We start from the raw sequence: 13,707 nt of genomic DNA on the forward strand, positions 1-13,707 counted from the left end.
TTCCTCCTTTTTAGAAACCAGTTTGTTAACTCAAGACAGGCGAACACCTGCCAGAGAGGGATCCAGAACACCGGATGAGAAGCTCCGAGTTTTTTGCCCTCACCTGTACGTCCCTGGGAAACCCAAATCCGGACGGACAAAGCGCAAGAAAACCGAGCAACACTCAGCGGGATTTCACCCCTCACTGGTACTGCCGACGAAGCCCGAAGTGTTAATACCTTGTTTGATTCGGGGACTTTGCGCACGGTTGGCCCCGCCCGCTGACCTCTGACAAGGCATGAGAGATTCGAAGGCCCCAACCCCTCACCAGCGCCGCGAGGTTGCCCCGTGTTCGGCAAACGCCAGGCGGGTAGGCATCTTTGAGGTTCCAGATGATCGTCGCGCCAGCGGGCAACGTGTGGGCTCGTCAGTAGGCGTAGACACGAGGTTGTTGCCTCCACCGGTCATCATCGAGCGCGGTCTGGCGCGAGTGGCAGGGCTTGCACAGGCTTCGGAGGTTGTTGAAGTTGTGGGTGCCGCAGTGTTCGAGCGGGAGAATGTGGTGAACCTCTTGTACTGGCGTGTAGCGTCCGGCCTCTAGGCAGTCTTCGCAGAGCGGGTGGGCGGCGATGTAGGCGGCGCGAATCTTGCGCCAGCGCGCGCCGTAGCGGCGGTTGATCTTCGGATCCCGTTGATACTTCCGATACCGGGCGTCTTCTGCCTTCGCGTGCTGCTCGCAGAAACGTTCGTGGGTGAGTTCGGGGCAGCCGGGGTGGGAGCACGGGGAGGCGGGTTTGACTGGCATCGCTGGCTCCTTCCCCGAACATGGTGAAGCCCCAAGTTCCCGTGTGGGTTCTTGGGGCTTCTCCTAGTTTTCAACCACTTACATGTTCTCACACCGATATGCGGTTTTCTATCGCATGTTTCGGATACCGGCTAACGCTAGAGCTGTCCATACAAGGCGGTGGCGAACCTGTCGAGGGCCCGGTTCTTGCGCCGATAGACCGTGTCACGCTCGACGTAGAAATGATCGGCGATCATCGACACCTTCTCATCTTGCGTCCCCTCGCTGAGGAAGAAGCCTTCGAGGATGAAGCGGTCGTCTTCAGCGATGACTTCCCACGCAGGCAAGAACCAGTCCATGTACTGGCGAGCCTGCAGGTAGCGAGCCTTGTACGCATCGATTCGCTCAATGCTCGCCACGATCCGATTCTCCGAAGCGTGGAGGTCGCCTGATGGTGGTGTGCCGTCCATGCGTGGGGATGCTGGGCTTGCCGCGTCAGCATAAGCCGCCTTGATCTGCTCGTCGGTACTCTCGATGATCTGTTCCATCACCGCATAATCCTGCAGAGCGGCGATCGCGGCTTTCCTTGTGTCGAGGTATTTGGTCATCACATGCATGAGCTTGTCCTTTCAGTGGTTGTAATTTCTGCTGCGACCGCGTCAATCAACGCAGCCTGCGTAGCGTCTTTCGCATCAAGAGCTTTGAGAACGGTTTCATCGAGCGTCCCTTCAGCAACAAGATTCGTGATCGTCACAGGTTCGGATTGCCCTTGCCGATACAGGCGCGCATTCGTCTGCTGGTAAAGCTCCAGGCTCCACGTCAGCGAGAACCACACCAACAGATGCCCACCTGCCTGCAGGTTCAGACCGTGACCCGCAGATGCGGGGTGAATCAGCCCAAGCGCAATCTCGCCCCTGTTCCACGCCTCGATATCGGCCGAGGTTTTCAGTTCGCGAGCCTGTGGGAAACGAGCGGTGATGCGCTTGCGGTCGTGAGTGAACCAATACGCCACCAATAACGGGCTGCCGTTGGCTGCCTCATACAGGTCTTCTAGAGCGTCAAGTTTCCGATCATGCACGGGAGCCCACTGACCGTCGCCGGTGTAGATCGCACCCGATGCCAACTGCAGCAACTTGCCCGACAACGCAGCAGCATTCGCAGCATCAATCGTCGCCCCATCAAGGTCGAGGACGAGGTCAGCTTTGAGCTGCTCGTAGATCTTGCGCTCTTTCGGCTCCAACGTGACGAGCGTGGTTGTCACCGTCAATTCCGGTAATTGCAGGTGGTCGGTGGTTCTCATCGACAACGTCATGTCACCAATCGCCCCATAGATCTCATCCTCAGCACCCGCGCGGGGCTTATAGGTGAACACCTGCATCCCGTTGCGCTTATCCGGAACGAACCAACGATCGCGATAACGAGTGATAAACCTGCCCAAACGCTCGCCGCCGTCGAGAAGACGGAATTGCGCCCACACATCCATCAGCCCGTTCGACGTTGGCGTTCCGGTCAGGCCAACCCAGCGCTTAACGTGCGGCCGCATTTTCACCAATGCCGTGAACCGCTTTGCCCGGTGGTTTTTGAAGCTGGAGAGTTCGTCGATGACGACCATGTCGAACGGCCAGCTCCCCCCGAGTTGGCTAATGAGCCATGGGATGTTTTCACGGTTGATGATGGTCACCATCGCAGACGCCGCGAGAGCGTTCAGCCGGTCTTGTTTGGTGCCAACAGCGACCGCGACGGTGAGCCCGTCAAGGTGATCCCACTTCGCTATTTCGGCGGGCCAGGTATCGCGGGCTACCCGCAGTGGTGCGATGACTAGGACTCGGTGGATGGTGAAGTAGTCGAGCATGAGCTGCCAGATCGCCGTCAACGTGATCACCGATTTGCCCAAACCCATCCCAAGGAAGATTGCGGCCTCGTGGTGGTCGATGATGAACTGGGTCGCCTGGCGTTGGTAGTTATGCGGCTGATAGTGCATCAAGCACCTCCTGTATGCCGTCAATCGAATCAACAACCAGAGCGGTGAAACCTTGCTGGCGGAGTTGGTTCATCCGGCGCACCTGGATTGGCCTGGGTTGTTTACCTGGTGCTTTGAGCTCAACGAAAACTACGCGGTTTCTCATCAGGCATATCCGGTCAGGTACACCCGTGGTTCCAGGGCAGACAAGCTTCCAGCACAAGCCGCCAGAGGCTTCAATGGCTTTCTTCAGTTGGTGTTCTATGGTTCGTTCGTTCATGGTCACTCCTTGAATGGTTTCTCAAGGGGTGCAGAGTGGTGCAGGGTATTTCCTAACCTTTTACATAGAGAAAAACACCATGTAATTTCACATGCGTAAGGTAGGAAAACGGGTTGCACCGGTCTGCACCCTCATAACTTTCAGCTGTTGAATTCGCTGGTCAGGGCCAGCCCGTAGACGCGGATACCGGACTTGGTTTTCTTGCGCTCGAATCCTGCTTGTTCGCATGCGGCGTTGAAGTCGACCATCGGGCGCGCCCATCCTGAGGTGTTTTGCGCCCACGCCCGATACGTCTGATAGAGGTCACCAGCCCTCTCCGATAATCCGTCCTCGACGTCGCACGAGTCCTCAAGGAACTGCGAGAACCAGTCGTTATCCTCCTTATATGCTTGCGAGGCTTGAACCACCTGAGGCGGCGGAGTGAGCTTGTATCCCTCACTGTGAATGAGGCGCGCTCCCTCCATGATCCAGGAAAGGATTGCTCCGCCAGCGTGTTCGTAGAGGTGGTCGGCGTAGTTCTTCACATCCGTGTCGCCTTCGATGGTGGCGTTGAACGGGATGACGATCAGACGCCGCCAGATGCCTGCGTCCATGGCTCCCACACGCGGCAAATGGTTCGTGTACAAGACCAGCGTGTGGGAGGGGGTGAAGGCGAAGGGGTCCTTAAACTTTTTCTCTGCCGAGATCTGATCGGTCGAAGCCAGCTGTTTGACGTTCGAGGTTGATAGGCGCATGCCTTCTTCGGTTTCAGCCGCGATCAAGAGACGTTTGCCTCTGGCTTCGGCGAGTTCGGGTTTGACGTTGCGACGCACCCCGACTGTGAGCGCGTCGGCTGAGATCGTGCCCGAATACGTCCCCAACACGCGGGCGATGGTGTTCCAGAACGTGGATTTGCCGTTTCGCCCGTCCCCGTAAGCGATGACGAGCGCTTCGACGAAAACCTGTCCGATCGCCGCCAACCCCACAATGCGCTGCACGTAACCAATCAACTCGACGTCTCCTTGGAAGAAGACGTCAAGCGCGTCGGCCCAGATCTGTGCACCCTCATCGCTGGGGCCGACAGCGGTCTGCTTAGTCAGCAGATCGGCGGGATTGTGCTCGTGGCTACTACTGTCGCGTAGATCCCAGGTACCTGCCGGGGTGTTGAGCTGGTAGGGGTCGACGTCGAGGTCACGGACACGTACCTGCAAGATCGGCCCGGCTTCTTTCAACGTGGCCGTGATATTGCGTGACAAACGCCTGGAGAGAACGAACTTGTGATAGCTTTTGGATTCATCCCACGCCTTGAATGCTGCGACTTGGGCGGGGTTGAGTTTTGCTAGGCCGCGGGCTTTCGATGAAGCCGATGCCATCACCACGTCAGCACCGGTAGAAACCATGTCTTGCCATGTTGTGGCGATAAGGTGTTGTGCTTCTTCAAGTTGACGAGAAGTCAGTTCTTGAACCACTCCTTGTGCGGACAGGTCGTTCTCATCCCACACGCCATGGTCGTAGACAAGCCACTTGGTAGCCAGTGAGTAGCGGATCTTGTTCGCATACTCGCCAGCCAATGTGTCTGCCTGACCGACATCGGAAAAATCATCCGGACGTAAACCTGCTAACGCCTCATACGCCTCTGGTGGCAGATAGCTCGGGTCGGAGGCGACCTTCGAAGCGAACCTGCATGCCGAGTTCCAGATCGTCTGCAGTTCGCCCTCGTTGAGCGGTGGTTCGCAGAGGTTGGCTTTGCGGTCGAAGAGGTCTCGTGCTTGATCGGTCTGCCCGTAGCGGATGAGGACCCGCCCGGCGAAGCGAGAGAGCGTGGCATTACGGGAGCCTTCACCAATGACCAATGTTGAGGCGTCGAAGGCGGCGAACACGTCGATCTCGTCAGCCGCGTCCAGCCATGCATCGAGCAACTGGTCGCCCTCATGCGCCGTCACCACAGCGTTCGACGCCCCGTAGATGAAGCGTCCTGCGTCCAGGGCATTGCGATCAAAGAAACCAAAGCGCGATGCCAGGCGATGCTTCAATCCCGCGTATTCGTCCGCGTTCGTGATCGTGTGGATTGGGAAGTAGACGTGGAAACGTGGCCGGGCGGAGAGCACGCCCTTCGCCTTCATGTGGTTGCGGGAGGTGGCGGTCATGAACTCCACACCAGACATCAACTCGCCGAGCTTCTCAGGCGTGATCCAGTCGGTGTGGGTTTCTGTATGGTCGTTATCGATATCCATCACCACGCAATCCGAAGACATGAACGCTGCAGTTGAGCGGCGGTCATTCACGTAGGTGGCTGCCACGTGATCAAAGCCAGCGACCACGCTTAGGGATGCCGCGTCAATGACCTGATGTGGGTTCGGGTAGTGGTTATTGTTCTGCACACCGGTAACCGCGGCAGCGAACAAGGTGAAGGGCGTGGTCATGGGGTGACCTCCTTGAAATCAGAATCGAAGTACTTAATCGGCAACTCGAGGTCTCGCGCCCAGCCGATCTCCAGGCGCATACCAGGGCTAACGTGACCCACGTATGCCCACAGGGCTTCGCATTTAGCGAGCAACACCCTGTTGAAGAACATCGCCAACTCGCGCTGATCGGGATCGGCGTCATCCATGAACTGCGGATAGTGCAGATGCGGGGCGAACGGGATCTTGCCTGCCGCTACTGCGAGCTCGCAGAATTGGCGGGCGAGCTCAACGTTCGCTTGCACGTCGCCCGAATACGGTGAGCAGATATAAACCAAGGGCCGGTAGCCGAACTGTTCGCGCTGCAGCTTCTTGAGCGCGTGGTAGCTCGTTAAGTCCAGATAGCCTTCGGTGTTTTTCTTCGAAAACCCAATATCGAGTGTCGTGGCGCTCATGCTTGCACCTGACCTTCACGCTCAATCACCGGAAGGATGCCGAGCTTGTTCTTGAGCAGGTCGTAGATGAACAAGCGCCCCTTCTGGGTCCAGTACATGTGGGTGCGGGTCTGGCCTTCGTCGTATTCGTGAGTCTTGGACTGGGTGTAGCCCTGCTCGGCGTACTTCGCGTAGAGGAACCACCGGCCCGACTGATGGAACTGCACGTGAGCATCACGCAGGATTCGGTTGAGCTTCTTCGCGGAGAGTCCGTAGTCCTTCGCAATCGCCGTCGTCGTCAACAACGAATCGGACTGCAGCACGACGTCGTAGTACGAGACTTTCGGTGCCGCCTCCAACAGGGATTGCTCTGCGGCGAGGCGCTTGGCTCGCTCGGCCCGCAGAGTGGCGATGGCATGCTCCAGGAACTCATCGTCAGCGAGTAGTTCGTCGTATGCGTACATGCCGTGGCGGCGAATCGTCGGCAACACCTCATCGAACACCCAGGCTTCGAACTTCTGTGCTGCCGGGAGTTTTGAAGAAATGATGAGGCGGTAGAGGTCGCCCTCGGTAATGAAGCGGACCTGCTGGATTCCGCCAGCGGTCTCAAGGGGGTGGTAATTTGCCACCCCCTTGCAGTGCAGCTTCACCGCGTTCGTCGGATCCTGGTAGCCGAGCGCGGTGGCGACATCCTTGCCGCAGAAAAGGATCTGACCATCATTGGTGATAGTGCGGATGGTGCCGAACACGTCGTTGGTGAATGTTTGAATCTGGTTTCCCATGGCGGGGTTCCTTCCCGAGACCCCGTCGAGAAAAAGTCGTGCCGGTCGGCACAAGGGTTAAGGGCCTCACCCCACTGCCGACGAACCAGAAAGTGTTAAATCACGGGTACTCAATCGCTTCTCGTTCTGGCACGATTGGTGTTGAAGCCCCGGTGGAGCGCTATCTGTTAGAGCAATCTGGCAGGTATTCTCGCCGGGGCATAGACAAATTTCTCGAGTGCTCTGTGTGGAAGAACCATCATTCTCTTGCTACAGCGGTGCCGACACGGTGGTCTTTTAGACAACATGACCGGTTCCGCTGCCCGCCTCGGTGGGAGCACAGGGTCGGTTCTCGTTTCTTAGCGGTCTTGGATAAGCTTTCTTCTCTGATGGTGATACTTCGCCGAGTTCTTGATTCTGTCGCTGTTTTCGCGGTATAGTGATTACCACTAGTACCGGCTCGCTTGTATCGGTTTCCGAGACAGGTCAGAGCCGGTCTTCATGTTTTTGGAAGCAGGTGGGCTGGTGGTCGACAAACCGTGGGTCAGTATCGATGAGCAAATCAATATCCTCACTCGTCGTGGCCTATTGGATGCCGGTGATTACCGCCGCGAGTTATCTACTGTCGGCTATTACCGGCTTTCGGGATACTCCTACCCGCTGCGCCAGCCAGCTCCCGAAGGCTCACCTCGGCGGCGTTTAGATCGTTTCGTTCCCGGCACACGTATGCATCACGCGATTGAGCTGTACGAGTTTGACGAACAACTGCGTCTTGCTGTGTGGCGGGCGCTATGCAAGCTGGAGGTGTGCCTGCGAGTTGACGTGGGGCACGTGCTGGGTGAGATCGATCCGTTCATTCACCTCGACCTCGAACGGATTTGGCCGTCAGGCGCAATGCATCGCCGCGCAGTACTGTTCACGCAGAAGCTAGCCCAAACGCAGTCGCGCTCTACAGAAGATTTCGTCACGCATTACAACCAGACCCACGACGGCCGTTTGCCGGTGTGGGTGGCCACCGAGATCCTCGAATTCGGACAACTCGTGACCCTGTTTTCGTTGGCTCCCTTCGAACAGCGTCGTCGCATTGCTGACAAGTACTTGGCACGTGCCGACGAGTTGGAATCATGGATGCGCACTGCGAATTTCATTCGTAACATATGCGCCCATCACGCCAGACTATGGAACAAGCGACTCGTCATCCGTCCACTGGTCAAACACCGCCGCAACGACCAAACGCTATCGGCCGTGACACATTCTTCAGGACGTATATACACCGCGTTGGTGCTCACCGCGTTCCTCTTGCGACGAGGAAATTTCACCGCTGAAATACAGGCCATCAGCGACGTCCTAGACAGTTTCCCCACCGAAATTCCTGGCGTCGATCTAACGCACATAGGTGCCAGCCCCAGCTGGAAACAAGATCCCATCTGGACAATCAACAGCTAATCCTTACGGTAATAGGCGCACTCATACCCATCCGCATCCAACGGCAAACCTTCGGCCCATGCTGGGAGCGTGGACATGAGCTCGCAAGCACCAGTGGCGGTGAAGCCGGAATTTTCGGGTTCGTCGATGACGATCTCGTCGTGAACATGCATCACAATCTGATGCCCGGCTTTGGCGACTGCGTGCATGCCCGTGACGAGCAGATCACGAGCGATCGCCTGAACGATGTTCTCGGTAAGTTTTCCGCCGTAGGTTTCGAGCTGTCCCCAGCGGCGTGCTGTGGTGGTGCCGGTGTAGGTGATGGAGGTGCCGCCCCACCTGTTCTCGCCCAGACGCGGCTTCACATACGCCAACCGCCTACCCGAGGGCAGCTCAATAAACAAGATTCCGGCTTCGACGCTGAATCGCAGATTCCGTAGCCGGATTGACTGACGAGACGCGATCGCGGCGATAGCTGCTTCTTCGACGCCGGCCCAGAGGGCCACGATGTGTGGGTTGGCGGCTCTCCATGCGTCGACGATGGGTTTGAGTTCGTGCTCGGCGAGTCCCATGGTGAGTGCTCCCATGCGCTCCAAAGCGCCCGTTGAGCCGCCAAAACCACAAGCCAAAACTGCTAATTTTCCTTTCTGCCGAAGCTCACCATTAACGCCATGCTTCTCTACTGGCACTCCGAACATACGGCTCGCGGTTTCGCAATAGAGGTCTTTACCTTCGCGGAAGGCTTGCAGGGTGGTTGTTTCTCCTGCTAGCCAGGCGATGACACGCGCTTCAATTGCAGAGAAATCAGCAACGATAAACCTGTGCCCAGGTGAAGGGATAAACGCGGTGCGGATCAACTGTGAAAGTGTGTCGGGCACGGACTCGTGCAGAAGCTCAAGTGCCTCGAGGTTGCCTGTTCTGACGAGCGTTCGGGCTTGGTCAAGATCAGGCAGATAGTTCCTGGGGAGGTTCTGGACTTGGACGAGGCGTCCGGCGAAACGTCCGGTGCGTCCTGCGCCGTAAAACTGGATCAGCCCACGTGCTCGACCGTCGCTGCCTGCGACGTTTTGCATGGCTTGGTATTTCTTGACGCTTGATTTTGCTAGATCGCCGCGAAGTCCGAGGACTTCTTTCACCGTGCCAGTCGCGGTGTCGAGGGCGGCATCGACCTCGGCCTTTGCCAACGAATCCAGCACGCAGCCACGCGATGCGAGCCATTGTTTGAGTTGGATGGGCGAGTTCGGATTCTCCAACCCAGTCAATGTCTGTGCCCGAGCGAGTGTCGCGTTGCGGTGGTGCTCATCCACCCCGACCGCGTTATCAACCAGCGTGTGGTCGAGAAGAATCCCAGCATCATTAATGCGTTGGTCGAGCGTGTAGGTGTCCCATTCGGACTCCGGCATCGGAAAACAAGCCAGTCTGTCGTGGATGGCAAGCTCGACTTCGACATCACGACGGTTGTAATCAATAAACCTCGCCCACCCGGTCGGGTCAGCTGATGGTGGATTCCTGCGTTTGCCGCCGTTCAGGACTGAGGGTGTGGCGGGTGTGCAGAACTGCTTGATCAGCTTCTTGCCTACTGTGTCTTTTTGGACGTCAAGCTTCAAAACTGTGGCTACTGCATCGAGGCTCATCGGAAGACCAAGGTAGGCCGACCAGATCATGGTGCAACGCCACTGCCTTGGGCCAAGAAACCCATCAGCGAGAAGCTCTGGATGATGAGTGCGTAGCCAGGCAGACAGGCAGACTCGCTCGAAGGCGGCGTTATGCGCCCACTTCACGACGGACGGATCAACTAAAGCCGCCAGAACCTCGTCGGGTATAGATTGTCCGTTGGCGAGATCCACCACCTCGATCGGGCCGCCGTCAATCGAATAGCCGAACAGGAGCAGCTCGAAGTCTGGGTGCTCGGCATACGGGTAAACGCCTGTCTTAGCGAGTTGGGCGAGGCTGAAAGATTCAATATCGCAGAAGAGTGTTCGCATGACGAGGTTCCTTTCACATAGAGGAAAAGTGGAGGGAACCAACAAGATGTGCTGATTCCCTCCACGTGTGGGGATGGTTACTTCAGGAAATCGTCATCAGCGGCGAAGGCACCGAAGTCGGTCTCAGCGGAAACTCGTCCACCGCCAAGGGTTTCTCCGTCGCGGGTCTTTTGGATATTGCCCAGTCCACAGGCGATACCACGGTTGCCGTTTGTGTTGAACGCATAGAAGGACAGGGATACGCGTGCGTAGCAGCCCGAGTACACTTCGGCGCGGTCCAGGATCGGGGCGACGCTCTGATCGACGATCTGCGGAGCGGTCAGGGAGTTGGCGTTGAGGAAGTAGGCGCCCTTGTAGGCTTCGTCGTCACGCTCAATATCCCCATCGCGCAGCGGCAACTTGAGGGCGGCCTTGTTGGGGCGCTTGCCACCAAACTTGGCCGTTCCGGCGTCGATCGCTGCATCCACGGCCTTCTCGATCGCCGCAATCGTGGCAGTATCGGACTTCGGGATAATTAGGGAGACGGAGTACTTCGGTTTGCCTCCCTGGATGGAGTTCGGCTCCCACACGTGTGCGTAGGATAGGCGAACTTCGCCGGTCACAATACGAGTTGTGTTAGTCGTTGACATAATCATTCTTCTTTCTACTAGTTACTTGTTTGGTTGAAAATCGGTGGCTGCACTCACCAGGTCAAGCGCTGGCCGTTTATCGGATGCAAGAACCAACGTGGGTTTGCCTGCAGGTTTGGTCACGAGGTCACCGAGGATCTCGTTGAAGGCGGGTTTGCCCATGAGGCGTTCCATGGCTGTGAGGGTGATGAGCTTGCGATCCCAGATGTCCCTATATCCAGCCGCCTCAGCCGCTGCAGCGACATCGGTTTCGGAGGTGTATTTGCGTATCGACCGTCCGGCTACGAGCTTGAACCCCTCAAAGACCACGCCCTGGTTCACCGCTTGGGAGAGCGCGTATGCTTCGACATCCGCCGCCCAGGTTTTGAGCTGCGGAATCCGGGCCAGCACGTCGGCAATCTCGCTGTCGGACAGTTCTGCTGGCGGGGCGAACTCCAACCTGGCCAGCGCAAGATTGGCTTCAGCTCGCGCCCGACACGTGGGTGCAATCTTGCAGAACTGACACCACGAGCCCGGACAAAACTCACCCTCGCCAGCCGCTGCCAGCTCAGCCTTCGGTTTCACTTCCGCTTCGGCCCAGTGCTCGAGTTCAGTGACGGAGATTTCCCAGGTGTCGACGTTGCCCCGACGTGGCTGGTAGATCGTCACCGCTACGCGCTCGATGTCGTACAGGTCGCCGAAAGTGTGAAGGGCTCCGAGAGCGTAGAGCATCAACTGGGGATTACGCTCAGCCTCAACCAACACACCTTGCCCGTACTTCAGATCAATAATCTGCAAGGTAGGTTCGGCGATGATCACGCAATCCCCGGTGCCAAAACCTCCCGGAACCACATGGCTGAAATCCAGGCGCTGCTCGATGAGCACCTGTGGATCCCCACAGGTCTCCCGAGCCAGCGAGATGTGTTCTTGGACGTAGGCGACGTAGTCGTCAGTCAAGGTTTCCATCTCGTCATCAATCCAAGTTGAGACTGGCCGCTTCGAGCGCTGCTTCAAAGCGCGGCGGAGTTTGTGCTCGGCGAGGGCGTGTGCTGCGGTGCCTTGCTCGGCAGCCGCAGACGTGGATTCTGGCTCATCGGATTCGAGGCGGGCGGAGGGGGTGCAGTTGAGCCACCGGTGAGCACCAGAAGCTGAGAGGAGTGCGTGATCAGACGGTGCCATCAGCAATCTCCTTCGCCCGATCCAGCAGCCACCCGTACTTCGACGGATCCACCGCTGAGAGCTTGTCCGCACCAGCCTCGACGATCAGCTCACGAACCTTTGCCGTGTGACCTTGCGCTGAGAGCTCGGAAAGAAAAGCACGTACTTCTTCCAACGTCACCGTCGGTTCAGGTTCAACCTCTGGCTCGTCCGCAAGTAGTTCTGGCTGGGCGTGCGTGGCTGGGATGGTTCCGAAGGGTTCCTTGATCTGCAGGGCAAGCTCCGGGCGTTCACCAGGCATTCCTGCGTGGTCTTCGAAGCTCTCCTCAACGATCTGCTGAGCCCGCGCAAGCAAATCGGCGAGCGATCGCATCGTCTGGTTTCCATCACGAATGAAGGCGTTAATTTCCGGCATCATCATTTGGATTCACCCGCCTTGAGAGCATCGGCCAGGGCCATGAGGTCGTCATCGGTGTTTTCGGTGATGTCGATCTGCTTGACCGAGTCACCGGGAACGAGAATCATGACTTTGCGCGGGGTACCAAGCAGTAGGCGCATGAGCCGTTCACGCAGCGTCACATTCTTGGTGGCGACGATTCCGGGGTCGTCAGGGATATGCCGGGCAATATGAAGCTTGAGACTATGTCGAGCCATCGGGCTTACCTTTCTTCCTCATTTGTGGGAGCAGCCCGGTTGGCTTCTCCCTTCACCCCACTGCCGACACCGCTCGAAGTGTTAAATCGGGCCTCCTCAACCGCCTGCCGGATCAGCGGTTTTACCTCTGCCACCAGCTGCGATACCCGAGCACGGGTCAACCCCATATCGCGCGCCACCTGCGCCTGATTGAGCTTGTCGGTTGCAAGCAGACGCGTCATCACCTCACGATGCTGAGGATCCAAACCAGCGATAATGTCACGCATCACCTCGAGATCACAAGCACGCTCGACACTATCCTCGCGTTCGATGACCTGGTCTTCAGCGCTGATACCCGGTGAAGCAGGGTCAAGATCGATCTCGAGCATCTGCTCATACGAAAACGGCTTGTTATTCGGGACGCGGCATCCACGTCGAGGACCGCACCCAGCCCCACACGTACATTTCTTCTTACCCTTGCCGCGATCGGCGCGAACCGCCTGATGCGTGGCCGCTTCTTCTGCGTTCCACAACTCGTCCAGAATCTTCTGCGGTGTGCAGGGCTTAACCTGGTCGAGCGGAACACCAGTAGCGGCGGCGCGTTGCTGCCGGTGGGTTGCGATCATGAGAGCGAACTCGCCAGGGTCAATGTCGAAAGTGTCAGTGATGGACTGATTCTTGTTGTTGTCTGCTTCGTGCTTGAAGGTGACCTTCATCGAAGGATCTCCATTTCTCCGGGAATCCCGGTGATTTGGAGACCTGATCTGTTTGGCTCAGATCACTGGTGAGAACTACTTGGAAGACGACAAAGGCGAGCCACCCCACCCGCCCCTCAGCAAAGAGGTTTGGGTGAGGTGACCCGCCGAGCGCTCCCAGAGCAGGTCTCACTAGTGGTTCATTTGTCTACAACCACAGCCAGCACTCGCTGTGGAGGTCGCTCATCCGCCAGATGAGCTCCCGAACAATCACGCTCAGGCTTCGGAGAACGTCAGTGCCGATGGCCACCAGCACTTCCGCCTCCACCCACCCGGCCCGAACTGTGTCGAAACCGAGTGGGCTGTGTACGGCTACTTGCTGCGCTTAGATGGCTTGGTCTGCGCCAACGCTGACGCGGCAACAGACTTCGAGTCCTTGCCATAACGGCCATCGGTCAGAATCTTCGACGCCTTGGACACCACCTTCGCAGACGTCTGCTTACGGTTCCTTCCCATGTGTTTCACCTCCTTCGCCACGATCAGGGCACCCACCACCAGTTGGTGCGTGTTCATGAGCGTTCGCGCGAGTCGGCGTGCGATAATGAGATGACAGTTGTTCGTCTC

Annotated in this window: 15 protein-coding genes; 1 reads left to right on the forward strand and 14 read right to left on the reverse strand. The window is 57.6% G+C overall.

All coding sequences use genetic code 11. The annotated features are described in order from the left end of the window. Window positions 1–406: 406 nt before the first annotated feature. The 7 genes from HMPREF0574_RS05040 to HMPREF0574_RS05070 all read right to left on the reverse strand — a co-directional run bounded on the left by HMPREF0574_RS05040 (window position 407) and on the right by HMPREF0574_RS05070 (window position 6,600). Window positions 407–784 (reverse strand): HNH endonuclease, encoded by a 378-nt coding sequence (locus tag HMPREF0574_RS05040; protein WP_004012034.1) that lies wholly within the window; start codon window positions 782–784, stop codon window positions 407–409. 137 nt (window positions 785–921) lie between these two features. Beyond that, the gene (locus HMPREF0574_RS05045) at window positions 922–1,380 is read right to left on the reverse strand and encodes a hypothetical protein (protein ID WP_004007626.1); all 459 of its coding nucleotides are present in this window, start codon (window positions 1,378–1,380) and stop codon (window positions 922–924) included. Further along, window positions 1,371–2,744 (reverse strand): DEAD/DEAH box helicase, encoded by a 1,374-nt coding sequence (locus HMPREF0574_RS05050; RefSeq protein WP_004007627.1) that lies wholly within the window; start codon window positions 2,742–2,744, stop codon window positions 1,371–1,373. The genes HMPREF0574_RS05045 and HMPREF0574_RS05050 overlap by 10 nt, the downstream gene beginning before the upstream one ends. Then, complete coding sequence (locus HMPREF0574_RS05055; RefSeq protein ID WP_004007628.1) at window positions 2,725–3,003, reverse strand: VRR-NUC domain-containing protein; 279 nt, start codon at window positions 3,001–3,003, stop codon at window positions 2,725–2,727. The genes HMPREF0574_RS05050 and HMPREF0574_RS05055 overlap by 20 nt, the downstream gene beginning before the upstream one ends. A 140-nt stretch (window positions 3,004–3,143) precedes the next feature. Next, complete coding sequence (locus HMPREF0574_RS05060; RefSeq protein ID WP_004007629.1) at window positions 3,144–5,405, reverse strand: phage/plasmid primase, P4 family; 2,262 nt, start codon at window positions 5,403–5,405, stop codon at window positions 3,144–3,146. Continuing rightward, complete coding sequence (locus HMPREF0574_RS05065; protein ID WP_004007630.1) at window positions 5,402–5,839, reverse strand: DUF7768 domain-containing protein; 438 nt, start codon at window positions 5,837–5,839, stop codon at window positions 5,402–5,404. The genes HMPREF0574_RS05060 and HMPREF0574_RS05065 overlap by 4 nt, the downstream gene beginning before the upstream one ends. Beyond that, window positions 5,836–6,600 (reverse strand): phage antirepressor, encoded by a 765-nt coding sequence (locus HMPREF0574_RS05070; protein WP_004007631.1) that lies wholly within the window; start codon window positions 6,598–6,600, stop codon window positions 5,836–5,838. Before HMPREF0574_RS05070 ends, HMPREF0574_RS05065 begins: the two co-directional genes overlap by 4 nt. A gap of 480 nt (window positions 6,601–7,080) precedes the next feature. On the opposite strand from HMPREF0574_RS05070, the gene HMPREF0574_RS05075 reads away from it, so the two are divergent. Next, window positions 7,081–8,025 (forward strand): Abi family protein, encoded by a 945-nt coding sequence (locus tag HMPREF0574_RS05075; protein ID WP_004007632.1) that lies wholly within the window; start codon window positions 7,081–7,083, stop codon window positions 8,023–8,025. Here the strand turns inward: HMPREF0574_RS05075 and HMPREF0574_RS05080 are convergent. The 7 genes from HMPREF0574_RS05080 to HMPREF0574_RS05110 all read right to left on the reverse strand — a co-directional run bounded on the left by HMPREF0574_RS05080 (window position 8,022) and on the right by HMPREF0574_RS05110 (window position 13,599). Continuing rightward, entirely contained in the window at window positions 8,022–9,989 is a 1,968-nt protein-coding gene (locus tag HMPREF0574_RS05080; protein ID WP_004007633.1) for a DNA polymerase, read from the reverse strand. The genes HMPREF0574_RS05075 and HMPREF0574_RS05080 overlap by 4 nt on opposite strands. A 77-nt stretch (window positions 9,990–10,066) precedes the next feature. Continuing rightward, window positions 10,067–10,624 (reverse strand): DUF2815 family protein, encoded by a 558-nt coding sequence (locus HMPREF0574_RS05085; RefSeq protein ID WP_004007634.1) that lies wholly within the window; start codon window positions 10,622–10,624, stop codon window positions 10,067–10,069. A 15-nt stretch (window positions 10,625–10,639) separates the two neighbouring features. Next, complete coding sequence (locus tag HMPREF0574_RS05090; RefSeq protein WP_004007635.1) at window positions 10,640–11,776, reverse strand: DUF2800 domain-containing protein; 1,137 nt, start codon at window positions 11,774–11,776, stop codon at window positions 10,640–10,642. Next, on the reverse strand, window positions 11,763–12,176 hold the full coding sequence (locus HMPREF0574_RS05095; protein WP_004007636.1) for a hypothetical protein: 414 nt from the start codon (window positions 12,174–12,176) through the stop codon (window positions 11,763–11,765). The genes HMPREF0574_RS05090 and HMPREF0574_RS05095 overlap by 14 nt, the downstream gene beginning before the upstream one ends. After that, window positions 12,173–12,409 carry a hypothetical protein gene (locus HMPREF0574_RS05100; RefSeq protein ID WP_004007637.1) on the reverse strand — a complete coding sequence of 79 codons (237 nt, stop codon included), beginning with the start codon at window positions 12,407–12,409 and terminating at the stop codon, window positions 12,173–12,175. Before HMPREF0574_RS05100 ends, HMPREF0574_RS05095 begins: the two co-directional genes overlap by 4 nt. A 5-nt stretch (window positions 12,410–12,414) precedes the next feature. Then, a complete protein-coding gene (locus HMPREF0574_RS05105; protein ID WP_004007638.1) occupies window positions 12,415–13,104 on the reverse strand; it encodes a sigma factor-like helix-turn-helix DNA-binding protein in 690 nt (229 codons plus the stop codon). A 351-nt stretch (window positions 13,105–13,455) separates the two neighbouring features. After that, the gene (locus HMPREF0574_RS05110) at window positions 13,456–13,599 is read right to left on the reverse strand and encodes a hypothetical protein (protein ID WP_204880339.1); all 144 of its coding nucleotides are present in this window, start codon (window positions 13,597–13,599) and stop codon (window positions 13,456–13,458) included. Window positions 13,600–13,707 lie beyond the last annotated feature (108 nt).

It is taken from the genome of Mobiluncus curtisii subsp. curtisii ATCC 35241, assembly GCF_000146285.1.
Taxonomy (GTDB): domain Bacteria; phylum Actinomycetota; class Actinomycetes; order Actinomycetales; family Actinomycetaceae; genus Mobiluncus; species Mobiluncus curtisii.

What these genes read in the sequence shown, in the direction of transcription:
- HMPREF0574_RS05040 (WP_004012034.1), bottom strand. Translation starts at nt 784, where the DNA reads ATGCCAGTCAAACCCGCCTCCCCGTGCTCCCACCCCGGCTGCCCCGAA.
- HMPREF0574_RS05045 (WP_004007626.1), bottom strand. Translation starts at nt 1,380, where the DNA reads ATGCATGTGATGACCAAATACCTCGACACAAGGAAAGCCGCGATCGCC.
- HMPREF0574_RS05050 (WP_004007627.1), bottom strand. Translation starts at nt 2,744, where the DNA reads ATGCACTATCAGCCGCATAACTACCAACGCCAGGCGACCCAGTTCATC.
- HMPREF0574_RS05055 (WP_004007628.1), bottom strand. Translation starts at nt 3,003, where the DNA reads ATGAACGAACGAACCATAGAACACCAACTGAAGAAAGCCATTGAAGCC.
- HMPREF0574_RS05060 (WP_004007629.1), bottom strand. Translation starts at nt 5,405, where the DNA reads ATGACCACGCCCTTCACCTTGTTCGCTGCCGCGGTTACCGGTGTGCAG.
- HMPREF0574_RS05065 (WP_004007630.1), bottom strand. Translation starts at nt 5,839, where the DNA reads ATGAGCGCCACGACACTCGATATTGGGTTTTCGAAGAAAAACACCGAA.
- HMPREF0574_RS05070 (WP_004007631.1), bottom strand. Translation starts at nt 6,600, where the DNA reads ATGGGAAACCAGATTCAAACATTCACCAACGACGTGTTCGGCACCATC.
- HMPREF0574_RS05075 (WP_004007632.1), top strand. Translation starts at nt 7,081, where the DNA reads ATGTTTTTGGAAGCAGGTGGGCTGGTGGTCGACAAACCGTGGGTCAGT.
- HMPREF0574_RS05080 (WP_004007633.1), bottom strand. Translation starts at nt 9,989, where the DNA reads ATGCGAACACTCTTCTGCGATATTGAATCTTTCAGCCTCGCCCAACTC.
- HMPREF0574_RS05085 (WP_004007634.1), bottom strand. Translation starts at nt 10,624, where the DNA reads ATGATTATGTCAACGACTAACACAACTCGTATTGTGACCGGCGAAGTT.
- HMPREF0574_RS05090 (WP_004007635.1), bottom strand. Translation starts at nt 11,776, where the DNA reads ATGGCACCGTCTGATCACGCACTCCTCTCAGCTTCTGGTGCTCACCGG.
- HMPREF0574_RS05095 (WP_004007636.1), bottom strand. Translation starts at nt 12,176, where the DNA reads ATGATGATGCCGGAAATTAACGCCTTCATTCGTGATGGAAACCAGACG.
- HMPREF0574_RS05100 (WP_004007637.1), bottom strand. Translation starts at nt 12,409, where the DNA reads ATGGCTCGACATAGTCTCAAGCTTCATATTGCCCGGCATATCCCTGAC.
- HMPREF0574_RS05105 (WP_004007638.1), bottom strand. Translation starts at nt 13,104, where the DNA reads ATGAAGGTCACCTTCAAGCACGAAGCAGACAACAACAAGAATCAGTCC.
- HMPREF0574_RS05110 (WP_204880339.1), bottom strand. Translation starts at nt 13,599, where the DNA reads ATGGGAAGGAACCGTAAGCAGACGTCTGCGAAGGTGGTGTCCAAGGCG.